The following is a 23,879-nucleotide window of genomic DNA, read 5'->3' as shown; positions in this document are numbered from 1 at the left end:
ACTCCAGATCATGACCGACACCGATGTGCGCCTGTGGCGGAGGGTCCATATGGACCTCGTCCGCTATGCGGGCTGCGTGTGTCGCCCGTCCTGCTGAATCGCCTTCCCAGGCACGCCGTGCTGTCTTCCGTGCGGCAGTGCTCCCACGCGAACTTCTCAGGACGGTCCCTGTGTCTGCATCTTCTCCTTCCCTGCCCACACCCGCGTCCGCCGTCAGCACGGATGTCGCCGCCCCGACCGCTCAGGGGACGGATGCCACACCCCCGACCTCCCCGCGCACGGATGTCACGACAACGCCGGCCGCGGGGGCGGACGCACGTGCCGCCGTCGGCTCGGACGGTCCTGCCCCGACCGTCGCGGAACTGCTCGACTTCGTCCGCCGGACCGCCGAGGACACCGCGCTCGTCGCCTCGCTCCCCCTCGATCCCGAGGGGCGCACCTGGCTCCGGCTCGACGGTCCCGGTGGCAGCGAGGCGTGGCTGATCAGCTGGCCACCCGGCACCGGCACCGGCTGGCACGACCACGCCGAGTCGACGGGTGCGTTCACCGTCGCGGCGGGCGCCCTCAGGGAGCACTCTCTTGCCGCCCGGCTGCCTACCGACGGCTGGAAGACCCTCGAACTGAACGAGGGCGTCGACCGGACCCGGCTCCTGGCGACCGGCCAGGGCAGGGCCTTCGGACAGCACCACGTCCACGAGGTCCTCAACGAGTCAGGCGAGGAGCACGCCGTCTCCGTGCACGCGTACTATCCGCCGCTGCCGCAGATTCGCCGCTACAGCCGCGCGGGAGCGGTGCTGCGCCTGGAGCAGACGGAGCGCCCGGAGGACTGGCAGTGAGCGGCGCACACGAGGACCGTCAGGAGCCGGTGGGCATCGACGACCTGCTCGACCGGGTGCGGTCCGGCTACGAGCGGATCGGCCCCGAGGAGGCCGCGGCCGCGGCCGCCGAGGGCGCACTCCTGGTCGACATCCGCTACGCGGCGCTGCGCGAGAAGGACGGGCTGATCCCCGGAGCGCTGGTGGTCGAGCGCAACGAGCTGGAATGGCGGCTCGATCCGCGGGGCAGCCACCGTGCCCCTGAGGCGGTGAGCCACGACCTGCGGGTCGTGGTGATCTGCAACGAGGGCTACGCCTCGAGTCTCGCCGTCGCCTCCCTGCGTCAGCTGGGACTGCACCGGGCCACGGATCTGACCGGCGGCTTCCAGGCGTGGCGCGCGGCGGGACTCCCCGTCACCCTCTGACCGGAAGACTCCGGATCGATCCCGGCACCGTCGACGGCATGCCGTGCCGGTGCCCAGGGCCCCCGGGGCACCCCGCCGGTTCTCCGCACCGGCCGCCAGGCAGCCGAACGACCAGCAGTACCGCCCCGGGCCATTCGGCTGCCTGGCAGGACCGAATGCCGCACCAGCCCACCCGAACGCCGCTCTCCGGTGGAGCGATCCTCGCGCGCGACGGACATTCGCCTCATCACTGAGGACCGGAATGTACGGAGACGTGGCGCCGATGGAAACCGCTCAGCTCACCCCGGACCAGCTCGACGCACAGGCCTCCCGGCTCCACGACACCGACGTGTGGCAGCACATCGTCACGGGGTGGGAGCGCACCGCCCAGGAGCCCACCGCACCCGCCCCCGAACCCGTCCCCGCGTCACCTATGCCCGCATCGGACGGCGAGGCGCCGCTCGTACTACGCCCGGCCGACTGGCGGGATCTCCTGTCCGTCCCCGTCGACCGGCTCATCGAGGATTCCCTGCGGACCCTGCCCTCGCGAGTGCCCCGCGAGCGCCCGCTCCCCGGACGCTTCGGCGCCGTGCTGCCCGAGCGTCTGCACTCCTGGCGCCGCATCGGACAGCCCGATGTCCGTCCGTCCGTCCACCTCGGCTACGCGCGGCAGATCCTGACCGAGTGGGGCTGGCAGAACACCCCCTACCGCCTGCGCAACGCCCGTGGTGCGCGCTGCCTCTGCGGGGCCATGCTGACCGCCCATCGGCTCGGCTACGGCTCGCTGTCCACCGTGGACCGCGCCGGCGCCTGGCTGATCACCGAGCTGCGCTCGCAGGGCTGGGCCGACCTCATCGGCCCCTGGAACCGGCATCCCGGGCGCACCGTGACGGAGGCGCTGGCGCTGATCGACGCCACGATCCGCCGGGCGTCCCTGGCAGGGCACTGACACCGTCACCACACGACCGACGCCTGCCGCTGCCCGGAATCAGCAGGACCGTCCGACGGACCTGACCGCGCCCCCGCCCCTCCCCCGACCTGTGACACCACAGATGCCTGGAGCAAGACGGAGCAGCCCACCGGCAGCCGGTGGCTCCGCGGCGGTGGCCCCCTCCGCCACCGCAGCAGTCCCCGTCCGCACGAGCTGTACACGCCCCCCGGCCGTGTCGTTCCCCCGGTGCCACCACGGTTGCGCGCACGTCGGGCTGCCCAACCCCCATACCCGTGTCGGCCGCTCCACCGTCCCCGGCTGCCCCGTCCCTTCGCTCCCTGTTCCCCGGTCAGAAGGGTTCGTCCAGCCCTTCCGTGTCCTCCCCCTCGGATTCGAGCGCCTGACGCACCACACGCAGGGCCATCCCCTCCCCGTACCCCTTGCGCGCGAGCATGCCCGCGAGCCTGCGCAGGCGCTTGTCACGGTCCAGCCCGCGGGTGGAGCGCAGCTTTCGCGCGACGAGCTCCCTGGCGGTCTCCTCCTCCTGCTCGGGATCGAGCTGCCCGACCGCCTCGTCGATCACCGCGGAGTCCACCCCCTTGGTCCGCAGCTCCCGCACGAGGGCCCGGCGCGCCAGACCTCTGCCGTGGTGCCGCGACTCGACCCAGGCGTCCGCGAAGGCCGCGTCGTCGATCAGACCCACGTCCTCGAACCGCGACAGCACTTCCTCCGCGGCCTCGTCGGGGATCTCCCGCTTCCGGAGGGCGTCGGCCAACTGCTTACGGGTGCGCGGGGTCCCTGTCAGCAGCCTGAGACAGATATTGCGTGCCTGCTCGACCGGATCTCGCGGTTCCCCCTTCTCGGCCCTCGACGAGGAAGGGGAACCGCTGCTTCTGGAGCGGGAGCGGGAACGACGGCCCACCCCCTCGCCGAACCCGGCCCCCCGGCCGGGTTCCGGTGGATTCCCGGACGGCTCTGCGGCGTACTCGGGGCCGGGTCCCGCACCGTCGTCGGCGCCCGGCCACTCCGTGCGACGCGTCACGGTCTAGCTCTTGGCCGCCGCGGCCTTGGCAGGCTTGGCCTTGGTCGCGGGAGCCGGTACCGACTTGGCCGCCCCGTCCGCCGGAGCACCCGCCGCGACCGCGGCGTCGGCCGCGGGCTCCGCCGTGGCCTCCTCCGGACGGACACCGACGCCGAGCTTGTCGAGAATCTTCTTCTCGATCTCGTTGGCGAGGTCGGGGTTGTCCTTCAGGAAGTTACGGGAGTTCTCCTTGCCCTGGCCGAGCTGGTCACCCTCGTACGTGTACCAGGCGCCGGCCTTGCGGACGAAGCCGTGCTCCACGCCCATGTCGATCAGACCGCCCTCGCGGCTGATGCCCTGGCCGTAGAGGATGTCGAATTCGGCCTGCTTGAACGGCGGCGCGACCTTGTTCTTGACGACCTTGACGCGGGTGCGGTTACCCACGGCGTCGGTGCCGTCCTTGAGGGTCTCGATCCGGCGGATGTCCAGACGCACCGAGGCGTAGAACTTCAGCGCCCGGCCACCGGTCGTGGTCTCCGGGGAACCGAACATCACGCCGATCTTCTCGCGGAGCTGGTTGATGAAGATCGCGGTGGTCTTGGACTGGTTGAGCGCACTGGTGATCTTACGGAGCGCCTGGCTCATCAGGCGGGCCTGCAGACCCACGTGCGAGTCACCCATCTCGCCCTCGATCTCCGCACGGGGCACGAGGGCCGCGACGGAGTCGATGACGATCAGGTCCAGCGCACCGGAGCGGACCAGCATGTCCACGATCTCCAGCGCCTGCTCGCCGTTGTCCGGCTGCGAGAGGATGAGGTTGTCGATGTCGACGCCGAGCTTCTTCGCGTACTCCGGGTCCAGAGCGTGCTCCGCGTCGATGAACGCCACCGAGCCGCCGAGCTTCTGCGCGTTCGCCACGGCGTGCAGCGTCAGCGTCGTCTTACCGGAGGACTCCGGTCCGTAGACCTCCACCACGCGGCCCCGCGGAAGGCCGCCGACGCCGAGCGCGACGTCGAGCGCGGTGGACCCGGTGGGGATCACCTCGATCGGCTCGTTCGGCCGCTCACCGAGGCGCATCACCGCGCCCTTGCCGAATTGCCGTTCAATCTGTGCGAGTGCGGCGTCCAGCGCCTTCTCGCGGTCGGTTCCTGCCATGGGTTCCACCCGATTTGCTTGAGTCGATCGCTTCACGTCACAGACGCTAACCCCTGCCACTGACAATGGGCCTCGACGTCCTCCCGGCCTGTGGACAACTCCACGGTCGGGTCCGGCAAAAACCGGGCCGGAATCCCATGAGAATGGATGTTCGATTTACGTGTCAAGCGCACCACGCCGGACCCACAGGACCGAGAGTAGCCGCTCATAACAGCCGACATCGAGCAAGTCAATGAATCGTGACGTACCTCATGACAAAAATAGGCCAAACGGGGTAATTCGACCTCGCGTGCAAGGAAAGGGGCGCTCCTGTCGGCAGGGACCCCGCAGGGCCCGTGGTGCCGACCGAGCCCGTCCCGGCGCGAGCACACGCCTGCCGAGCCCTCGTACGCCGGGCAGGAATTGGCCCGCGCCCCCGTGACGCACACGACGTCCACGACGTCCACGACGTCCACGACGAGCAGCAGGGGCCGTCAGGAGACGGCAAGCGGTCCCGTCGTGCTCATCCCCGGCCCACACCCCGCACGGCGCGGCGAATCCTCGTCAGCACCGGCTCGCCACGCCTCCAACGGTGCCCGCCCTGCACCCGCGGGTCGTCCATCACGTCGTAGCGCTTCACATATGCCCCCAGGAACGCCTGGAGCGTCGCGACCGCCGGAATGGCGATCAGTGCCCCGACCGCGCCCATCAGCGCCGTGCCCGCGACCACCGAGCCGAAGGCGACCGCGGGGTGGATGTCGACCGTCTTGGACGTGAGCTTCGGCTGCAGCACGTAGTTCTCGAACTGCTGGTAGACCACGACGAAACCGAGAACCCACAACGCGTACCAGGGGTTGACCGTGAAGGCGATCAGCATGGGCAGCGCCCCGGCCAGATACGTGCCGATCGTGGGGATGAACTGCGAGACGAGGCCGACCCAGACCGCGAGCGCCGGTGCGTAGGGCACTCCGAGAACCACCAGCAGGATGTAATGCGCCGCGCCCGAGATCAAGGCCATCAAGCCGCGCGAGTAGATGTAGCCGCCGGTCTTGTCGACCGCGATCTCCCAGGCGCGCAGCACCTCGGTCTGCCGCGAGGGCGGCAGCACGGTGCACAGCGCGCGCCGCAGCCGGGGGCCGTCGGCGGCGAAGTAGAACGAGAACAGGAAGATCGTGAGCAGCCGGAACAGCCCGCCGAGCACGGTCGTGGAGACGTCGAGCACGCCGGTCGCACTGTTCTGCACGTACTTCTGGAGCCAGTCGGAGTGCAGCAGGCTGTCCTGCACCTCGACGCGGGAGAGCTCGGTGTGGAAGGTCTGGTTGACCCAGTTGATCACCGAGTCGAGGTACTTGGGGAACTCCTCGACCATGTCGACGATCTGTCCGGCGAGCATCGATCCGAGCAGGACGACGAAGCCCACTCCGGCGATCAGCACGGCGAGGAAGACCAGGAAGGTGGCGAGCCCCCGCCGCATCCCCCGTCCGGCCATGCGGCTGACGGCCGGCTCGATGGCCAGCGCCAGGAAGAAGGCGATCAGTACGTTGGTCAGCAGCCCGATGAGCTGGTAGAACGCCCAGCTGCCCAGTTGGAAGCATCCGTAGAGCGCCAGAGCCATGACAACGGCACGCGGCAGCCAGCCGGGCATGCGGACGGGGCCGCCGCCTGGCGGGGGATTCGGTGGTGCGGCCGGTGGAACAGGCGGCGAGGCGGGCGGCTGGGTCTGGGCGGTGTCGTCTGTCGGTGCCACGGGACAAGTCTCGCTCACCGCGGCGACTCCTCCGCCGCCCGGCCCCGCCCGCGTGGAGCGGGCGGCAGGTGTCGCGGTCCGGCGGTGGGTGGGACCGTACAGCTCAGCGCTTGTCAGGAGGTACGCCGACCGCCGAGCAGACCCCCCGCCAGACCTCCTTGGCCTCCCAGCCCGCGGCCAGGGCCTCGTGCACCGTGCGTCCGCCGAGCTCCGCCATGTGGTGATCACGCGCGAAGGAATCGGCGTACGTCTCGCCGAAGTGGTCCGCCATCCGTTCCCAGAAAATCGTCAACCGCATGCCCTCAGTATCCCGCTCCTGAGAGTGGGGCCGGGCGGGAGGGCCCTGCCGGGGGTGCTTTTCCCTCTACGGTCGGTCCATGGCTGGAACAGGACCGACCCCTCTCGCCCGCGCCGAACAGTTCATCTGGCTCACCGCACGCGTTCTCGAACAGCGGCGGTTCGCCCACCTCTTCCTCGCTGGAGGCGCGGACCCCGTCGAGACCGCGCTCACCGCCTACCGGAACGAGGACGGTGGCTACGGTCACGCACTCGAACCCGATCTCCGGGGGCCTGTGAGCCAACCGCTGCACACCGCTCACGCGCTGAACGTTCTCGACTCCATCGGCCGCTGCGGTGGCCTGCGCGTGGAGCGGATCTGCCGGTACCTGACGGACGTGTCGACCAAGGAAGGCGCTCTGCCCGCCCTCCACCCCTCCCAGCGGGGCTACCCGGCGGCCCCGTTCATCCCCGTCGTCGACGATCCGCCCGCCGAACTGCTGGCGACGGGTCCGGTGGTCGGGCTGCTGCACCGCAACGAGGTGTGGCACGCCTGGCTGTTCAGGGCCACCGACTTCTGCTGGGCCGCGGTCGACGCGCTGGAACACTCCCATCCGTACGAGATCGAGGCCGCCGTCGCCTTCCTGGACGGCGTCCCGGACCGGGCGCGTGCCGAATCGGCGGCCGACCGGCTGGGGCAACTGGTGCGTGAACAAAAGTGGGTGGTGCTCGATCCGCGACGCCGGGCGGAGTACCCGGTGGCCCCCGGTTACGCCCAGGGGGAGCACCACTTCCCCTACGACTACGCCCGCACGCCCGGGTCGCTCGCCCGCCGCTGGTTCAGCGACGGCGAGCTGGAGAGCTCCCTGGACCATCTGGCGGCCGAACAGCAGGAGGACGGCGGCTGGCCTGTCAACTGGCGTCAGTGGGCTCCCGGAACGGCCCTGGAGGGCCGCCCGATCGTGACGCTCAAGGCTCTGCAGACCCTCCGGGCGTACGGCCGTGGCCTCGGCTGATCCGTTCCTCTCAGGACACGGCGCGTACGACGGCGGTGACCAGCACAGCTGCCCCGACGACGACCAGGAAGGGAGCCCGCAGGACGAGGGCGAGGGCCGCCGCGGCCAGTCCGGCCGCCCGGGCGTCCAGCACCAGGTGCTGTCCCTCGGCGAAGGTCTGCTGGGCGGTCAGCGCGGCGAGCAGCGCCACCGGCAGGAGCGCCGCCATGCGTTGCACGAGGGGGCGTTCCAGGACTCCTGCGGGGACCAGCAGCCCCAGGAGCTTCGCGAGGTAGCAGCCGACGGCGGTGAGCCCGATGGCGATCCAGATGTTCATCGGCCCTCCCCGGGCGTCGAGTCCTCGGTGACGGTCCTGTCCGTGGTGCGCCCGCGGCCCTTCAGGAAGAGGACGGCGGGTGCCGCGAGAGCCGACACGAGTACGGGCGCTCCCGCCGGCAGCACCGGCAGGAGCCCCAGTGCCAGCAGGACGGCGAGCCCCGCTGTGACGCGCTCCGTGGTGCTCTTCAGCATCGGGGCGAGCAGGGCGAGGAACACGGCGGGACTGGCCGCGTCCAGGCCCCAGGCATCGGTGTCGCCGAGCGCCTTCGCGCCGAGCGCGCCGATCAGTGTGGTCAGGTTCCACAAGGTGTAGAGGGTGAGCCCTGTGACGGTGAACCCGATGCGCGCCGCGCGCCGGGTGGGCTGGGGCAGGGTGACGGCGGTCGTCTCGTCGATGACCCACTGGGCGGCGAAAGGGCGCAGCGCGCGCGGCAGGGCAAGGAGCTGTGACAGCCGCAACCCGTAGAAGGCGTTGCGGACGCCCAGGAAGAACGCTCCGGCGGCAGCGGTGTAGGGGTTTCCACCGGCGGCGAGGGCGCCCACGAGTGCGAACTGGGAGGCACCGGTGAAGACGAGGAGACTGAGCGCGCACGTCTGGAGGAGCGTGAGTCCGGAGCCTGCCGAGGTCACACCGAAGGCGAAGCCGGAGAGACCCACGGCTATGCCGACACCGAGTGCGTCCCGGACGACTGCGGCGTCCGGCTTCTCCCCGGCCGGGCCCAGGGTGTCCGGGCCGGCCGGGGGCTGAGGGGGTGCTGGAGGGGGTGCTGTCTGTTCTGCCACGTCCGGAACGCTACGGGGAGGGATCCCGGCCGGTCTTGTACGTTCTTGCGCGCTCGCGCCGGTACGCGCCCGGGGGCACCCCGACGATCCGGGTGAAGTGACGGTTGAGGTGGGGCTGGTCGGTGAAGCCCACGGCGACGGCCGCCTCGGCAGGAGCGGTCCCCGCGTCGAGCATCCGGCGTGCCCGGCGTACACGGGCATCGGTCAGCCAGGTGTGCGGGGGCATTCCGTACTGCTTCTTGAAGGCCCGCAGCAGCGCGAACGGGCTGGTGCCCAGCTCCGCGGCGAGCGCTTCCAGGGTGGGCGGCCGCTCCATCCGCTCCTCCAGCACGCCGCGTGCGCGGGCGGCGTCACGGGCGCCGGCGGCGTGGGGCGCCCCGGCCGGCAGCACGCCGCCGTGGCGGTCGATCAGCTGGGCGACCAGGACACGCAGGACGCTGTCGGCGGCCAGGGCGTTGCCCTCCTCGGCCGCCCGGTGGACCTCGGTGATCAGCCGGGCGGCTCGCGGGTCCCTCACGCCTGTCTCGGCGAAACCGACCGTGCCGCGCGCGTACATCAGTTCGGCCGCGATGTCGTTGATCACCTGGGCGGACGGGTAGAGCGTGGCGTACGCCCACCCCTCCGGCACTCCGGCGCGGGCGGTGTGCGGCACCTCCGGGTTGATCATGAGCACGGTCCCCGGCCCGGCGTGCAGGGTGCCGCCGGGAAGGCCGACGTCCTCGACGCCGCTGGTGATCGCGGCGAGGACGTAGCCCTCGTGGCTGTGGCGCGGAAAGGTGTGGCGGACGTACCGGGCCCGCAGGAGGTCGAGGTCGGGCAGTTCGGCGTGCTGCCAGTGCCTCGCCCATTCCTGTGTCGCGTCCGCCTCCACCATGCTCGCATTCTCGCAGGTCCGGGCCGTTGCCGAAGCTCACGGAGGTGAGCGGTGGGCACGTCCACCGGCCGTTGTCGGTGGTGGGGTGCACGATGGGGGGCATGGCCGGTTCCGCACTCGAATCCTTCTCGCCCGCGACCCGCGGCTGGTTCGCGGGCGCCTTCGACGCGCCCACCCCGGCGCAGGAGGGCGCCTGGCGGGCCATCGGCGAGGGCTCGGACGTACTGGTCGTGGCGCCGACCGGATCGGGCAAGACCCTCGCCGCCTTCCTGGCCTCCCTCGACCGGCTGGCGGCCGCCCCGCCACCCGCCGAGGCGAAGAAGCGCTGCCGCGTGCTGTACGTGTCGCCGATGAAGGCGCTCGCCGTGGACGTGGAGCGGAATCTGCGTTCACCACTGACCGGGATCCGTCAGGAATCCGTCCGGCTGGGCCTGCCCGAGCCTGAGGTGCGGGTGGGGATCCGCTCCGGCGACACCCCTCCGGCCGAGCGCCGCTCGATGGCGACGAAGCCGCCGGACATCATGATCACCACCCCCGAGTCGCTGTTCCTGATGCTCACCTCGTCGGCCCGGGACGCGCTGGCCGGAGTCGAGACGGTGATCGTGGACGAGGTGCACGCCGTCGCGGGCACCAAGCGGGGTGCCCATCTGGCCGTGTCCCTGGAGCGTCTCGACGAGCTGCTTCCACGCCCCGCGCGCCGCATCGGGCTGTCGGCCACGGTCCGGCCGGTCGACGAGGTCGCGCGGTTCCTTTCCCCCCAGCGGAAGGTGGAGATCGTCCAGCCGCCGTCCACCAAGGAGTTCGACCTCTCCGTCGTGGTCCCGGTCGAGGATCTGGGCGAGCTCAGCGGCTCCCCCGCCACGGGCGACGAGGGCGGCCAGGCCGAGAAGCCGTCGATCTGGCCCCATGTCGAGGAGCGGATCGCCGATCTCGTCCAGTCCCACCGCTCCACGATCGTCTTCGCCAACTCCCGGCGGCTGGCCGAGCGCCTGTGCAACCGGCTGAACGAGATCGCCTACGAGCGGGCGACCGGTGCCGCGTTCGAGGAGGGGGCGGAGGCCGGCGGCCCGCTGCCCGAGGCCCACTCCCCCGCCGAGGTCATGGCCCAGTCCGGGGCAGCGAAGGGCGCGCCTGCAGTCCTCGCCCGTGCGCACCACGGCTCGGTGTCCAAGGAGCAGCGCTCCCAGGTCGAGGAGGACCTCAAGGCGGGCCGGCTGCCTGCCGTGGTCGCCACCTCCAGTCTGGAGCTGGGCATCGACATGGGAGCGGTCGATCTGGTGATCCAGGTCGAGTCGCCGCCGTCGGTGGCCTCGGGGCTGCAGCGGGTGGGCCGTGCCGGTCACCAGGTCGGTGCCGTGTCCACCGGCGTGGTCTTCCCCAAGTACCGCGGCGACCTGGTGCAGGCGGCCGTGGTCACCGAGCGGATGCGTACGGGGGCCATCGAGGCCCTGAGGATCCCGTCCAACCCGCTGGACGTGCTCGCCCAGCAGATCGTCGCGACGGTGGCCCTCGACAGCTGGCAGGCCGACGACCTGCTCGCGCTCGCCAGGCGGTCAGCGCCCTTCGCCTCGCTGCCCGAGTCCGCGTTCACCGCCGTGCTCGACATGCTCGCCGGCCGCTATCCGTCCGACGCGTTCGCGGAGCTGCGCCCCCGGGTCGTGTGGGACCGCGTCACCGGTACGGTCACGGGCCGCCCCGGTGCCCAGCGGCTCGCCGTCACCTCGGGCGGCACCATCCCCGACCGCGGGCTCTTCGGAGTCTTCCTGGCGGGCGCGGACCCGAAGAAGGGCGGCGGGCGGGTCGGCGAGCTGGACGAGGAGATGGTCTACGAGTCCCGGGTCGGCGACGTCTTCACCCTGGGCACCACGTCGTGGCGGATCGAGGACATCACCAGGGACCGGGTCCTGGTCTCGCCCGCCCCCGGGGTCCCGGGCAGGCTGCCCTTCTGGAAGGGCGACCAACTGGGCCGCCCGCTGGAGCTGGGCCGCGCCCTGGGCGCGTTCCTCAGGGAGATCGGCGCCCTGTCCGACGAGGACGCCCGGCTGCGGCTGCTCGCCGCCGGGCTCGACGCCTGGGCGGCGGACAACACCCTGTCGTACCTCGACGAGCAGCGCCGCGCCTGCGGTCACGTCCCCGACGACCGCACGGTCCTGGTCGAGCGGTTCCGGGACGAGCTCGGCGACTGGCGGGTCGTGGTGCACTCGCCGTTCGGCGCCCAGGTGCACGCACCGTGGGCACTCGCCCTGTCCGCCCGGCTCGGCGAGCGGTACGGCATGGACGCACAGGTCATGCACGCGGACGACGGCATCGTGCTCCGGCTGCCCGACGCCGATCTCATGGGTCTCGACCTCCTCGACTTCGATCCGGCCCAGGCGGATGCGGGAGGTGGCGGGGGTGCCGAGCGCGGCGACACCGGCCGGGGCTTCCCCGCTGCCGGATCCGACGGTGAACAGCCCCCGGTGGGGGCCACCGATGTGGTGTTCGACAAGGGTGAGATCAGCCAGCTCGTCACCGAACAGGTCGGCGGATCGGCCCTCTTCGCCTCCCGCTTCCGTGAATGCGCCGCACGCGCCCTGCTGTTGCCCCGGCGCAGTCCGGGAAAGCGCACCCCCCTCTGGCAGCAGCGCCAGCGCGCGTCCCAGCTGCTGCAGGTCGCCTCCGAGTTCGGCTCGTTCCCGATCGTCCTCGAAGCCGTCCGCGAGTGCCTTCAGGACGTCTTCGACGTCCCGGGCCTCACCGAGCTGATGGGCGACCTGGAGGCGCGCCGTATCCGCCTGGTCGAGGTGACCACGCCCGAGCCGTCCCCGTTCGCCCGCTCGCTCCTCTTCGGCTACGTCGCGCAGTTCCTGTACGAGGGCGACTCACCCCTCGCCGAGAGGCGTGCGGCAGCCCTCTCGCTCGACTCCCATCTCCTGGCCGAGCTGCTCGGCCAGGCGGAGCTGCGCGAGCTGCTCGACGCCGACGTCCTCGGCGTGCTGGAGCGCGAGCTGCAGTGGCTGACCGACGACCGGAAGATCAAGGACGTCGAGGGGGTCGCGGATCTGCTGCGCGTCCTGGGCCCGCTCACCGACGCGGAGCTGGCCGAGCGTGGCGCGGAGCCCGCGTGGGCACCGGAGCTGGAGACGTCGAGGCGCGCCATCCAGGTCCGCATCGGCGGTGCCGCCCACTGGGCGGCCGTCGAGGACGCGGGCAGGCTGCGCGACGCCCTCGGCACCGCGCTCCCGGTGGGGGTCCCCGAGGCGTTCACCGAGCCGGTCAAGGACCCCCTCGGCGACCTGCTCGCCCGGTACGCCCGCACACACGGCCCGTTCACCAGCACCCGGGCGGCAAACCGTTTCGGTCTCGGAACCGCCGTCACGGACGGGGCGCTGCAACGGCTCGCCGCGTCGAGCCGTGTCGTCCAGGGTGAGTTCCACCCCGCGGGCATCGGCCAGGAGTGGTGCGACGCCACGGTGCTTCGACGGCTCCGCCGCCGTTCGCTCGCCGCGCTCCGCCAGGAGCTGGAGCCGGTCCCGCCCGCGGCGCTGGCCGGTTTCCTCCCCCAGTGGCAGCACGTGGGCGACAACAGTCTGCGCGGGATCGACGGACTGGCCCGCGCCATCGAGCAGTTGCAGGGTGCTCCGGTCCCCGCGTCCGCGCTGGAGAAGCTGATCCTGCCGAGCCGGGTCATGGGCTACACCCCGGCGATGCTCGACGAGCTCACGACGACCGGCGAGGTCGTCTGGGCGGGTGCGGGCGCCCTCCCGGGAAAGGACGGCTGGCTCTCCGTCCACCTGGCCGACAGCGCGCCGCTGCTCCTTCCCCCGCCCCACCCGCTGGAGCTGACCGCGGTGCACGAGTCGGTCCTCACCGTCCTCTCCGGCGGGTACGGGCTCTTCTTCCGGCAGATCGCCGACCAGGTCCGCGCCACCACCCACCCGGACTGCACCGATTCCCAGCTGGCCGACGCGCTCTGGGACCTGGTCTGGTCCGGCCGTCTCACCAACGACACGCTGGCCCCGCTGCGTTCGCTCCTCGGCTCGGGGCGCACAGCCGGCTCCACCGCACACCGCGCGAGACGCAATGTGCCGCGGGGGCGTTACGGCTCGCTGACCGCGGCAGCCCGACCGGCCTCCCGGACCGGCCCGCCGACCGTGTCGGGACGCTGGTCGCTCCTGCCTCCCGCGGAGCCCGAGCCGACCCATCGCGCTCATGCCCTGGCACGGACGCTCCTCGACCGCCACGGCGTGGTCACCCGCGGTGCGGTGCAGGCCGAGGGCGTCGAGGGAGGGTTCTCGGCGATCTACCGCATCCTCGCCGCGTTCGAGGACAGCGGGCAGGCCCGTCGTGGTTACGTCGTCGAGGGGCTGGGGGCGGCCCAGTTCGCGATGGACGGCGCCGTGGACCGGCTGAGGGCCGCCTCCACCGCGCGCGACCGCGCCGACCCCGGCTCGGTCCCCCGCGCCCTGGTCCTCGCCGCGGCCGATCCGGCCAACGCGTACGGCGCAGCCCTGCCCTGGCCCGAGTCGCCGGACGGCGCCGGACACAAACCAGGGCGTAAGGCCGGATCACTGGTGGTCCTCGTGGACGGCGAGCTGACGCTCTACATGGAGCGAGGCGGCAAATCCCTCCTCGCGTGGCCGACCGATCCCTCCGACCCCGCGCTCCGCGCGGCGGCCGAGGCGCTCGCCTCGGCCGCCCGCGCGGGAACCCTCGGCACGATCACGGTGGAACGCACCAACGGCGCCTCCTCGCTGACCTCGCCACTGGGCCGGACCCTGGAGGCCGCAGGCTTCCTCGCCACGCCCCGAGGGCTGCGCCTGCGCGCCTGAGGAACCCCACGGGACACAGCGGCAGAGCACGGGACAGGGCCGCGCGCGGCCCTGTCCGCGCATCATGGAGTCATGCCTGAAGGTGACACCGTCCTGCAGACGGCCCGACGTCTCGACGCGGCGCTGGCCGGCCAGCCGCTGACGGGCTTCGACCTGCGAGTCCCTCGGTTCGCCACGGCCGACCTGACCGGCCGCACGGTGCTGGGCGTCGCCTCGCGCGGCAAGCACCTGCTCACCCGGTTCCAGGGCGGCCTCACCCTCCACAGCCATCTGCGCATGGAGGGCGCCTGGCGCGTGTACGGCCACGGCGAGCGCTGGCGGGGCGGCCCCTCCCATCAGATCCGCGCCGTCCTCGCCACCGCGGAGCGCACCGCCGTCGGCTACCGGCTGCCGGTCCTCGAACTGCTCCGCACCGAGGACGAGGAGCAGGCCGTCGGCCACCTCGGCCCCGATCTCCTGGGGCCGGACTGGGAACCGGACACCGCTCTGCGCAATCTGCTCGCCGACCCCGGGCGCCGTGTCGGGGACGCGCTTCTGGACCAGCGCAATCTCGCGGGAATCGGCAACGTCTACATGTGCGAGCTCTGCTTCATGGCCCGTGCGACACCCTGGCTGCCTGTGGGCGAGCTGTCCCTGCCCCTCACCACTCGCCTGGTCAGCACGGCCAAGCAGCTCCTGGAGGCCAACCGCGACCGTCCGATGCGGACCACCACGGGAGCGACCGCGGCCCTGTCCCGCAGCCGCGTACGGGAGCGGCTCTTCGTCTACGGACGAGCGGGCCGCCCCTGCCTGCGCTGCCGCACACCCATCCGTGTGGCGGACCGGGACGACCGCCCCACCTACTGGTGTCCGCACTGCCAGTCCGGACCCACCGCCTGAGACCCCCTGGCCTGAGACCCCTCGGCCTGAGCCCCACTGACCGGTCCGACGGCGGTCCTACAGCCGGTTTGCAGCCGGTCCGACGGCCACTCCGACGCCTCCGCGCCGGCACACGTCGAGAGGGCTAGTCGGATATCTGTGTCCGGTCCGCCCCGGACTTCTCCGCGGCCTCCTGCGGCCCGGGCTCCTCGGCAGCCTGCTCCGGCCGCGCCGCAGCCGCCACATGCACCGGAAGGAGGCTCAGCCCCCATCCCCCGGCCGCCACCGCGCCCTCGACCACTCCGGCGTGTTCCGGTTTCAGGAGCAGCCGCAGCACCGCCCACCACCAGGCGCCACCGAGGACGAGTGCCGACACCCATCGCCGCACCATGGCTGCCTCCTCCGGCCGACGCTAGTACGGCACGATCGCCCGACGGGAGGGCGCACCGGTGCGTTACCGGCGTGCGAGGCGCGAGCCGAGTGGCCGTGTGCGCTCTCCGGAGCCGCTGTCGGGAGAGACGGGACCCCGCCCTCTCCCGCAGTTTCCCCCGAGTCCGTGTCGGCTGCATCCCGCGGGCGGAGAGCGGAGGCGTCGGCCGCCACGGGCCGTGCCCCCTGGACACGCCGGTGCCCCCGGGACCGGAATCCGCGGGGGCACGCCGGTGGGCGGACGTCTCACTTGTCGTCGGTGAGCGAGTCCTTCACACCCTTGGCACGGTCGCCGGTCTCGCCCAGAGCGCCCTCGGCCTTCGCCTTGGCCTGGTCGGATTTGCCCTCGGTCTCCTTGCGGCGGTCTCCGGTGAGCTTGCCGGTCGTTTCCTTCGCCTTGCCCTTGAGCTTGTCCATGGCCTTCTTGTCCGTCATGGCGATTCCTTCCTCGAGTGCGAAGTTCGGGTTCGGCAGGGGTTCTGGTTCAGGCGCTCTCGGCCTGGAACATCCACGCGTGCTTCTCGAGATCCGCGGTGAGCGTGATGAGGATGTCCTGGCTCACGGGGTCCGGTTCGCCGGTCGCGTCGATCCGCTCCCGCATGCGGTCGATGACCACGCGAAGGGCGTCCACGAGGACACGTACCGCGTCCACGTCCTTGATCCAGCCGTCGGGCACGACATCGATCGCCGTGGTCTTCGCGAGCGTCCTGGACCGGCCGTCCGGGTTGACGCCGACCGCGGAAGCCCTCTCCGCGACCGTGTCCGAGTGCTGTCGTGCCGTGTCGACGACCTCGTCGAGCTGCAGGTGCACGGAGCGGAAGCGGGGGCCGACCACGTTCCAGTGGACCTGCTTGGCCACCAGGGAGAGGTCGACCAGGTCGACCAGCGCGCCTTGCAGCGCGTCGCCCACGACCTTGCGGTCGCCATCGGACAGAGCGCTCTTCACGACAGACATGCAGTTCTCCGTTCAGATAGCTGTTCGGCCTATCACCCGGCCTACCACCTGTCCACAATGGCACATATGTGGTGAAACTGGCATTCAGGTGGCTGATCCGGAGAATTGCCCTCCGGCCTCACTTGGCCGCATGCCCCACGAACGGCCCGGCACACACCACGAACCACACCGCGATACGCGAAAGCCCCGGCCGGCCCATGAGGGCCGGCCGGGGCTTCGTTCACCACGAACCGTGCGGGTCAAGCGGCGACGACATCCACCGCTTCCGCGGGCGCCTTGATGGTCACCCGTCCCGTGGGTACGCCGGCGACCGACGCAACAGAGACGGAGTTGAGCATCGGGCGTACTGGCACAGGCACCGCATCACTGGCCGCTGCCGACTCGGCCAGCTCAGCCAGCGACAGTTCGTCGCTCACTTCACGCATGAGCTCGGACATCCGTACGTCCAGCGCGTCGCAAATGGCGGAGAGCAGTTCGGAGGATGCCTCCTTCTGCCCCCGCTCCACCTCGGAGAGATAGCCGAGCGAGACTCGGGCGGACGAGGAGACTTCGCGCAGAGTACGGCCTTGGCGCTGGCGCTGCCGACGCAGCACGTCACCAAGCAGGCGACGGAGCAGAATCATCGGTGGCTCCCTCCTCGGACCGCGTAGCCGCATCCTTCACGCCCCACCGTACCGCCTCGCGCTGCGGCCGTGCGGGGAGCGATGTCGTGTTCACTCAGGGCTGCAAACATCAATTCCCCCCGTTCTGTTCCGTATCCTGTGCCCTCGCGTTTTCGCCGAGTTCGCGGGAGAGCAGCTCGAGCAGGCTCCGTACACTCTCCTTACGGATGTCCGCCCGCCCGCCGTTCAACCTCAGCTCGGCGACTTTCTGTACTCCCCCCGGCCCGGAAACGGCTATGAAGACGGTCCCCACGGGCTTGCCGTCCTGCGGCTCGGGGCCGGCGACACCGGTGGTCGAGATCCCCCAGTCCGCGCCCAGCACCCGGCGTACGCCGGCGGCCATCGACCGGGCGACCGCGGGGTCCACCGCTCCGCGCTCGGCCAGGAGTGCGCCGTCGACGCCCAGCACATCCCGCTTGAGGGACGTGGCGTACGCCGTGACGGACCCGCGGAAGGCCTGAGAGGCACCGGGTACGGAAGTGAGCTCAGCGGCCACCAGACCCCCGGTGAGGGATTCGGCGACGGCGAGCGTCTCACCGCGCTCCTGAAGCCGCAGCAGCACCCGGGCGGCCCCGGACGTCACCGCTCGACCTCCGCAGTCCCCCGACCGCCCGCCACACGCTCTCCGACGGGGTCCCCGAGGGGCTCGACCATGGGCTCCACACTGTCTCCCCCGGCCGCGTCGACGTCATCGGCGGCGCATTCGCCGCCCGCGCCCACGCCCGCTTCCGCCTCCGCGGCCGCCGCGACCGCTTCCAGGGCGGCGGCCTGCTCGGCCGCGAGCCCGTGGCCGCGCAGCACGACGGCCTGCCGCACGTAGTCGAGGCCGGTGACGACCGTCAGGACGACGGCGACCGCCATCACCCAGAACCGCAGAGTCGCCAGGGGCCCTGTCAGCGCCAGGACGTACATGCCCACGGCGATGCCCTGGGCGAGGGTCTTCACCTTCCCGCCGCGGCTGGCGGGGATCACGGAGTGACGGATGACCCAGAAGCGCATCAGCGTGATGCCGAGTTCACGGAAGAGGATCACACCGGTGACCCACCAGGGCAGGTCACCGAGCGAGGACAGGCAGATCAGCGCCGCGCCCATGATCGCCTTGTCCGCGATCGGATCGGCGATCTTCCCGAAGTCGGTGACCAGGTTGTACGTGCGCGCCAGATGCCCGTCGAAGACATCGGTGATCATCGCGACGGCGAAGGCCGCCCAGGCGAACGACCGCCAGACCGGGTCATAGCCCCCGTCGTGCAGAAGCAGCATGACGAAGCCCGGGACCAGCAGCAGGCGCACCATCGTGAGGATGTTCGCGATGTTCCACAGACCGGCCTGGTTGACGGCCGCCGCGCCCAGCTTGCCGCCGCGGGGAACCGGTGTCGCGCCGGAGCCGCCTGCCGCGGATGCCGGGGCTCCCGTCATCTGGCTGCCTCCGCAAGCTCGTGGTGTTCGGCCACGAGGTCCACTCCCTCGGTGCCCACTGCCTTCGCTTCGACCATACGGCCCGGCGCGAGCCCTTCGCGTGCGGTGAAGATGACCTGGCCGTCCGTTTCCGGCGCCTGGTGGGCGGCTCGGCCCACCGCCACGGGGCCGTCCTCGTCGGACTCCACGGACTCGACGAGGACCTGGAGGGTCTCGCCGACCCGCTCCTCGGCGCGCTGCGAGGTCAGCTCCTCGGCGAGCTGCGAGATGTGCGCGAGGCGCTCCGCGATGACGTCGGCGTCCAGCTTGTTCTCGTAGCCGACGGCCTCGGTGCCCTCCTCGTCGGAGTAGCCGAAGACCCCGATGGCGTCCAGGCGCGCGCCGGTGAGGAAGCGCTCCAGCTCGGCCAGGTCGGCCTCCGTCTCACCGGGGAATCCCACGATGAAGTTCGACCGGGCACCGGCCTGCGGCGCCTTGCCCCGAATGGTGTCCAGCAGCTCGAGGAAACGGTCCGTGTCGCCGAACCGCCGCATCGCGCGCAGGACCCCGGGGGCGGAGTGCTGGAACGAGAGGTCGAAGTACGGGGCGACCTTCGGCGTCGAGGTGAGTACGTCGATCAGTCCCGGCCGCATCTCCGCGGGCTGCAGGTAGCTGACGCGGATCCGCTCGATCCCGTCGACGTCGGCGAGCTCGGGCAGCAGGGTCTCCAGGAGCCTGATGTCCCCGAGGTCCTTGCCGTAGGAGGTGTTGTTCTCGGAGACGAGCATGACCTCCTTGACACCCTGCTCGGCGAGCCAGCGGGTCTCCTGGAGGACGTCGGAGGGGCGCCGCGAGATGAACGAGCCGCGGAAGGAGGGGATGGCGCAGAACGAGCAGCGCCGGTCACAGCCCGAGGCGAGCTTCACGGAGGCGACCGGGCTGGTGCCCAGCCTGCGGCGCAGCGGTGCCCGCGGTCCCGAGACCGGTGCGACACCTTCCGGCAGGTCCGCCGGTGCCGGCGTGATCTCCTGGGCGTGCCCCGGCAGCGCGACGGCGGCGTCCTGCCGCTCGGCCGGGCTGATCGGCAGCAGCTTGCGGCGGTCGCGCGGGGTGTGGGAGGCGTGGATGCCACCGTTGAGAATGGTCTGAAGACGGTCGGAGATGTCGGCGTAGTCGTCGAATCCGAGGACTCCGTCCGCTTCCGGCAGCGCCTCGGCGAGGTCCTTGCCGTACCGCTCGGCCATGCAGCCGACGGCCACGACGGCCTGGGTTCTGCCGTGATCCTTCAGATCGTTGGCTTCGAGCAGGGCGTCGACGGAGTCCTTCTTGGCGGCTTCGACGAATCCACAAGTGTTGACGACGGCGACATCCGCGTCCGTGGCGTTCTCGACGAGCTCCCAGCCGTCCGCTGCCAAGCGGCCTGCGAGCTCCTCCGAGTCCACCTCGTTACGGGCGCAGCCAAGAGTGACAAGGGCGACGGTACGGCGTTCGGGCATGGGCTCAAGACTACTTTGTCCCGGCGCTCGCCCTACCGCGCAGGGTTCACCGCTACGGGGAGTGACCGAACGCTCGGTGAATCCGGGGAGAGCACGCCGAACGCAGACGGTGCGTGCCCGGCAGGACTGCCGGGCACGCACCGTCGGAAGCGAGCGGGTGGGAGAGAGATCAGCCGACCTCGGGGTCACCCTTGGTGTACGAAAGCCGTTCGACCTGACCCGACTCGAACTGGTCGTCGACCTTCTTGCCGTTCACGAAGAGATCGATCGCTCCGGCGTCGCCGAGGACGAGATCGACCCGCTCCTTGTCCTGGAAGGTCTTGGAGTCGCCCTGGTTCAGCAGCCCGTCGAAGAGCAGCCGTCCGTTGTGGTCCTTGGCGGAGATCCAGCTCTTGCCCTCGGTGGCGCTGAGCCTGACCGTCACCTTGTCCCGGGGGGCAGCGGCGATGGCGCTCTCGGAGGGCGCGGGCTTGGGGTCTGCGGGCTTGGTGGCGGTGGGCTTGGGAGTGGTCTTGTCGGGGGTCGAGCCTTCGGCGACCTGCGCCGAGCCCGCACCCTCGTCGTCGCCGCTGAACAATGTGAAGCCGACGAAACCGACCACGGCCACGATCGCGGCGACCATGGCAGCGGTCCAGTTGGGCCGACGGGGTTCGGAGCGGATCCGCTCCGCCTCGAACAGCGGTGCCGCGGGGGTGGGCGCGGGACGCCCACCGTGTTCGGCGTCGAACTCCTCGATCAGCGGATCGGGGTCGAGCCGGACGGCACGGGCGAGCATGCGGATGTGGCCGCGTGCGTAGACGTCGCCGCCGCAGCGGGAGAAGTCGTCCTCCTCGATCGCGTGCACGATGGGGATGCGCACCCGGGTGGAGCTGCTGACTTCTTCGACCGTCAGACCTGCGGCGATACGAGCCTGGTGAAGCACGCGACCGATCGAAGGCCGGTCGTCTTCGGGGGAGTTGCCGATGGACACGGGGGCGCCTTTCGAGCGTGAGCCACCTGCTGGACGTTCAGTCTAGGGGTGGTACGAAAGGGTGGGGCAACCGGGAGCGAGGGCTTTGTACGCCATCGGGTTCGCCGGGCAGCCCCTCGGGCAGGGCGGGGGTCGGAGAGCACAACGGAGCATCCCGCTGCTCCTCCTTTCAACTTGACGTACGGCCGGGCGAAACGGTTGCCCGCAAAACTCCTACGAAGCGGTTTCCCCGCGGATGACGGCCAACACACCGTCGAGTTCGTCCGGCTTCACCATGACATCGCGCGCCTTGGAACCCTCGCTGGGACCCACGATATTGCGCGACTCCATCAGATCCATCAGCCGACCGGCCTTCGCGAAGCCGACCCGCAGCTTGCGCTGGAGCATCGATGTCGAGCCGAACTGGGTGGACACGACCAGCTCGGCCGCCTGGCAGAGCAGATCGAGGTCGTCGCCGATGTCCTCGTCGATCTCCTTCTTCTGCTTGGTGCCGACCACCACGTCCTCGCGGAAGACCGGCGCCATCTGATCCTTGCAGTGCTGGACGACCGCCGCGACCTCGGCCTCGGTGACGAAGGCCCCCTGCATACGGGTCGGCTTGTTCGCCCCCATCGGCAGGAACAGACCGTCACCCTTTCCGATGAGCTTCTCGGCGCCGGGCTGGTCGAGGATGACCCGGCTGTCGGCGAGCGACGAGGTCGCGAAGGCGAGCCGGGAGGGAACGTTGGCCTTGATCAGTCCGGTCACGACATCGACCGACGGCCGCTGCGTGGCGAGCACCAGGTGGATGCCCGCGGCGCGCGCCAGCTGGGTGATGCGGACGATGGAGTCCTCGACGTCGCGCGGGGCCACCATCATGAGGTCCGCCAGCTCGTCGACGATGACCAGCAGATACGGATAGGGCGAGAGCTCCCGCTCGCTCCCCTCCGGCGCCTTCGCCTTGCCGGCGCGCACCGCGTGGTTGAAGTCGTCGATGTGCCGGAAGCCGTAGGCCGCGAGGTCGTCGTAGCGGAGATCCATCTCCCGTACGACCCACTGGAGTGCCTCGGCGGCCTTCTTCGGGTTGGTGATGATGGGCGTGATGAGGTGCGGGATGCCCTCGTAGGCGGTGAGCTCGACCCGCTTCGGGTCGACGAGCACCATCCGTACGTCCTCGGGTGTCGCCCGCACCATGACCGAGGTGATCAGACAGTTGATGCAGGAGGACTTGCCGGAACCGGTCGCACCGGCGACCAGGACGTGCGGCATGTTCGCCAGGTTGGCCATCTCGTAGCCGCCCTCGACGTTCTTGCCGAGCGCGACCAGCATGGGGTGGTCGTCCTCCGCCGCGTCCGCGAGGCGCAGGACGTCCCCGAGGTTGACCATCTCCCGGTCGGAGTTGGGGATCTCGATGCCGACGGCGGACTTGCCGGGGATCGGGGAGATGATCCGGACATCGGGGCTGGCCACGGCGTAGGCGATGTTCTTGGTGAGAGCGGTGATCCGCTCGACCTTGACGGCGGGTCCGAGTTCCACCTCGTAGCGGGTGACCGTGGGACCGCGGGTGAAGCCGGTGACGGCGGCGTCGACCTTGAACTCCGTGAAGACGTTGGTCAGTGAGGCGACGACCGCGTCGTTGGCGGCGCTGCGCGTCTTGCCGGGGCCACCGCGCTCCAGCAGGTCCAGGGAGGGCAGCGCGTAGGTGATGTCGCCGGAGAGCTGGAGCTGCTCGGCCCGGGCGGGCAACGGCAGCGGCCGCTCGGGGGCCGGCTTCGTCAGATCGGGGACGCCTCCGGAGGACACGTCCTTCTCCGTGCCCCCGTCGCCGGGCGGGGTCTTCCCGGCCGACCGGGCACCGGGCACCGGGGTGCCGGCCCGCTCCCGTTCGGTGGAGACGCCCTGGGTCAGATCGGCGACCACCGGGGAGGGGGGCATGCCGTTGAGCACCGCCCCGTCGAGCGCGGCGGCCGCCGCGGCGGCGACGTCCACCGCGTCCAGGGTGCGGTTCATCGCAGGCTGGGCCGACGTCCTGCGGGGCCTGCGCCGCTTGGACAGCGCCTCGCCCTCGGCCTGGTCCGGGTCGTACACGTCCGGTCCCGCGCCACGGGCCGAGGACCTGCGGGACCCCTCGGGCAGCGCGTCGCGCCACTGCTCGTCGTACCGCTCGTCGTCGCTCCCGTCCTCTTCGCCCGGCGCGTACACCGGGTCGACGATGCCGAGCCTGACGCCGAGCTGCCGCATCCGCCGGGGGATGGCGTTGACCGGGGTGGCGGTGACCACCAGGAGTCCGAAGACCGTCAGCAGCAGAAGCAGCGGGACTGCGAGGACCTCGCCCATCATGAAGACGAGGGGCTGGGAGGCGGCCCAGCCGATCAGCCCGCCGGCGTCCTGCATGGCGCCGGTGCCGTCCTCGCGGCCCGGCGATCCGCAGGCGATGTGGACCTGGCCGAGCACGCCGATGACGAGGGCGGAGAGCCCGATGACGATACGGCCGTTGGCCTCCGGCTTCTCCGGATAGAGGATCAGCCGCACGGCGACGGCGCCCAGCAGGAGTGGCACCAGCAGATCGAGCCGGCCGAACGCCCCCGTCACCAGCATCTCGACGAGATCGCCTACGGGGCCCTTCAGATGCGACCAGGTGCCCGCCGCGACGACCAACGCGAGGCCGAGGAGCAGCAGGGCGAGTCCGTCCTTGCGGTGCGCCGGGTCGAGTCCCTTCGCTCCGCGCCCTATGGAGCGGAACACCGCCCCGACACCGTGCGCGGTACCCAGCCACAGCGCGCGGACGAGCCGGTACACGCCCCCCGTGGGGGACGGTGCGGGCCTGGGCGCGGCTTTCTTCGCGGCCGCCTTCCTGGCGGGCGCCTTCCTGGGCGGCGCTGTCTTCTTCGCCGCCGCCTTCTTGGCGGGCGCGGCTTTCTTCGCCGGTCCCTGGGTACGGCCGGCGCGCTTCGCGGTGCCCGCCGTGCCCAGGGAACCCTTGCCGGACGTACGTGAGGCCATGT

General features: G+C 71.2%; 23 protein-coding genes. 7 read left to right on the top strand and 16 right to left on the bottom strand.

The genetic code is table 11. The features are described from left to right. Positions 1-10 precede the first annotated feature (10 nt). The 4 genes from OG488_RS39315 to OG488_RS27980 all read left to right on the top strand — a co-directional run bounded on the left by OG488_RS39315 (position 11) and on the right by OG488_RS27980 (position 2,168). On the top strand, positions 11-97 hold the full coding sequence (locus OG488_RS39315) for a putative leader peptide (RefSeq protein WP_311605579.1): 87 nt from the start codon (positions 11-13) through the stop codon (positions 95-97). Between the two features lie 73 nt (positions 98-170). Next, positions 171-836 (top strand): cysteine dioxygenase, encoded by a 666-nt coding sequence (locus OG488_RS27990; protein WP_329233562.1) that lies wholly within the window; start codon positions 171-173, stop codon positions 834-836. Further along, positions 827-1,240, top strand: a complete 414-nt coding sequence (locus tag OG488_RS27985; RefSeq protein WP_403916290.1) for a rhodanese-like domain-containing protein — start codon at positions 827-829, stop codon at positions 1,238-1,240. The genes OG488_RS27990 and OG488_RS27985 overlap by 10 nt, the downstream gene beginning before the upstream one ends. 262 nt (positions 1,241-1,502) lie before the next feature. Next, positions 1,503-2,168: a DUF6197 family protein gene (locus OG488_RS27980; RefSeq protein WP_329233557.1), complete on the top strand. Its 666-nt coding sequence runs from the start codon at positions 1,503-1,505 to the stop codon at positions 2,166-2,168. 331 nt (positions 2,169-2,499) lie between these two features. On the opposite strand, the gene recX is transcribed toward OG488_RS27980, so the two are convergent. The 4 genes from recX to OG488_RS27960 all read right to left on the bottom strand — a co-directional run bounded on the left by recX (position 2,500) and on the right by OG488_RS27960 (position 6,350). Next, on the bottom strand, positions 2,500-3,192 hold the full coding sequence (gene recX, locus OG488_RS27975; RefSeq protein WP_329233555.1) for a recombination regulator RecX: 693 nt from the start codon (positions 3,190-3,192) through the stop codon (positions 2,500-2,502). 3 nt (positions 3,193-3,195) lie between these two features. Then, positions 3,196-4,326, bottom strand: coding sequence for a recombinase RecA (gene recA, locus OG488_RS27970; protein WP_329233553.1), 1,131 nt, complete (start codon positions 4,324-4,326; stop codon positions 3,196-3,198). 502 nt (positions 4,327-4,828) lie between these two features. Then, complete coding sequence (locus tag OG488_RS27965) at positions 4,829-5,950, bottom strand: AI-2E family transporter (RefSeq protein WP_329239074.1); 1,122 nt, start codon at positions 5,948-5,950, stop codon at positions 4,829-4,831. Positions 5,951-6,155: 205 nt separating this feature from the next. Continuing rightward, positions 6,156-6,350: a DUF3046 domain-containing protein gene (locus OG488_RS27960; RefSeq protein ID WP_329233552.1), complete on the bottom strand. Its 195-nt coding sequence runs from the start codon at positions 6,348-6,350 to the stop codon at positions 6,156-6,158. A 79-nt stretch (positions 6,351-6,429) separates the two neighbouring features. Here OG488_RS27960 and OG488_RS27955 point away from each other — a divergent pair, with 79 nt between their 5' ends. Next, positions 6,430-7,344, top strand: coding sequence for a hypothetical protein (locus tag OG488_RS27955; RefSeq protein ID WP_329233550.1), 915 nt, complete (start codon positions 6,430-6,432; stop codon positions 7,342-7,344). Between the two features lie 10 nt (positions 7,345-7,354). Here OG488_RS27955 and OG488_RS27950 read toward each other — a convergent pair whose 3' ends face one another. Genes OG488_RS27950 through OG488_RS27940 form a run of 3 tightly spaced genes read right to left on the bottom strand, consistent with a single transcriptional unit; the run spans position 7,355 to position 9,319 of the window. Continuing rightward, on the bottom strand, positions 7,355-7,660 hold the full coding sequence (locus tag OG488_RS27950) for an AzlD domain-containing protein (protein ID WP_329233548.1): 306 nt from the start codon (positions 7,658-7,660) through the stop codon (positions 7,355-7,357). Further along, positions 7,657-8,445 (bottom strand): AzlC family ABC transporter permease, encoded by a 789-nt coding sequence (locus tag OG488_RS27945; protein WP_329233546.1) that lies wholly within the window; start codon positions 8,443-8,445, stop codon positions 7,657-7,659. Before OG488_RS27945 ends, OG488_RS27950 begins: the two co-directional genes overlap by 4 nt. A 10-nt stretch (positions 8,446-8,455) precedes the next feature. Beyond that, the gene (locus OG488_RS27940; RefSeq protein ID WP_329233544.1) at positions 8,456-9,319 is read right to left on the bottom strand and encodes an AraC family transcriptional regulator; all 864 of its coding nucleotides are present in this window, start codon (positions 9,317-9,319) and stop codon (positions 8,456-8,458) included. A 101-nt stretch (positions 9,320-9,420) separates the two neighbouring features. On the opposite strand from OG488_RS27940, the gene OG488_RS27935 reads away from it, so the two are divergent. Both OG488_RS27935 and OG488_RS27930 read left to right on the top strand, forming a co-directional pair. Next, complete coding sequence (locus OG488_RS27935; protein ID WP_329233543.1) at positions 9,421-14,130, top strand: Lhr family ATP-dependent helicase; 4,710 nt, start codon at positions 9,421-9,423, stop codon at positions 14,128-14,130. 72 nt (positions 14,131-14,202) lie between these two features. Further along, entirely contained in the window at positions 14,203-15,009 is an 807-nt protein-coding gene (locus OG488_RS27930) for an Fpg/Nei family DNA glycosylase (protein ID WP_329233542.1), read from the top strand. Positions 15,010-15,133: 124 nt separating this feature from the next. Here the strand turns inward: OG488_RS27930 and OG488_RS27925 are convergent, their stop codons facing one another. From OG488_RS27925 to OG488_RS27885, 9 genes are all read right to left on the bottom strand, one after another. Next, entirely contained in the window at positions 15,134-15,379 is a 246-nt protein-coding gene (locus OG488_RS27925; RefSeq protein ID WP_329233540.1) for a hypothetical protein, read from the bottom strand. Between the two features lie 284 nt (positions 15,380-15,663). After that, positions 15,664-15,852 (bottom strand): CsbD family protein, encoded by a 189-nt coding sequence (locus tag OG488_RS27920; RefSeq protein WP_329233538.1) that lies wholly within the window; start codon positions 15,850-15,852, stop codon positions 15,664-15,666. 49 nt (positions 15,853-15,901) lie between these two features. Beyond that, on the bottom strand, positions 15,902-16,372 hold the full coding sequence (locus OG488_RS27915; RefSeq protein ID WP_329233536.1) for a Dps family protein: 471 nt from the start codon (positions 16,370-16,372) through the stop codon (positions 15,902-15,904). 239 nt (positions 16,373-16,611) lie between these two features. After that, positions 16,612-16,995 (bottom strand): helix-turn-helix domain-containing protein, encoded by a 384-nt coding sequence (locus tag OG488_RS27910; RefSeq protein ID WP_014153702.1) that lies wholly within the window; start codon positions 16,993-16,995, stop codon positions 16,612-16,614. A 109-nt stretch (positions 16,996-17,104) separates the two neighbouring features. Then, the gene (locus tag OG488_RS27905; protein WP_329233534.1) at positions 17,105-17,617 is read right to left on the bottom strand and encodes a CinA family protein; all 513 of its coding nucleotides are present in this window, start codon (positions 17,615-17,617) and stop codon (positions 17,105-17,107) included. Beyond that, positions 17,614-18,450 carry a CDP-diacylglycerol--glycerol-3-phosphate 3-phosphatidyltransferase gene (pgsA, locus tag OG488_RS27900; protein ID WP_329233532.1) on the bottom strand — a complete coding sequence of 279 codons (837 nt, stop codon included), beginning with the start codon at positions 18,448-18,450 and terminating at the stop codon, positions 17,614-17,616. The genes OG488_RS27905 and pgsA overlap by 4 nt, the downstream gene beginning before the upstream one ends. Then, positions 18,447-19,925, bottom strand: a complete 1,479-nt coding sequence (rimO, locus tag OG488_RS27895) for a 30S ribosomal protein S12 methylthiotransferase RimO (RefSeq protein ID WP_329233530.1) — start codon at positions 19,923-19,925, stop codon at positions 18,447-18,449. The genes pgsA and rimO overlap by 4 nt, the downstream gene beginning before the upstream one ends. A gap of 169 nt (positions 19,926-20,094) precedes the next feature. After that, positions 20,095-20,895 carry a helix-turn-helix domain-containing protein gene (locus OG488_RS27890; protein WP_329233528.1) on the bottom strand — a complete coding sequence of 267 codons (801 nt, stop codon included), beginning with the start codon at positions 20,893-20,895 and terminating at the stop codon, positions 20,095-20,097. A 213-nt stretch (positions 20,896-21,108) separates the two neighbouring features. Beyond that, complete coding sequence (locus tag OG488_RS27885; protein ID WP_329233527.1) at positions 21,109-23,877, bottom strand: DNA translocase FtsK; 2,769 nt, start codon at positions 23,875-23,877, stop codon at positions 21,109-21,111. Positions 23,878-23,879 lie beyond the last annotated feature (2 nt).

Origin of the sequence: Streptomyces sp. NBC_01460 (assembly GCF_036227405.1) — a bacterium.
GTDB lineage: Bacteria > Actinomycetota > Actinomycetes > Streptomycetales > Streptomycetaceae > Streptomyces.
Note: the sequence above shows the minus strand (reverse complement) of the source record. Positions and strands in the feature narration are given on the sequence as shown.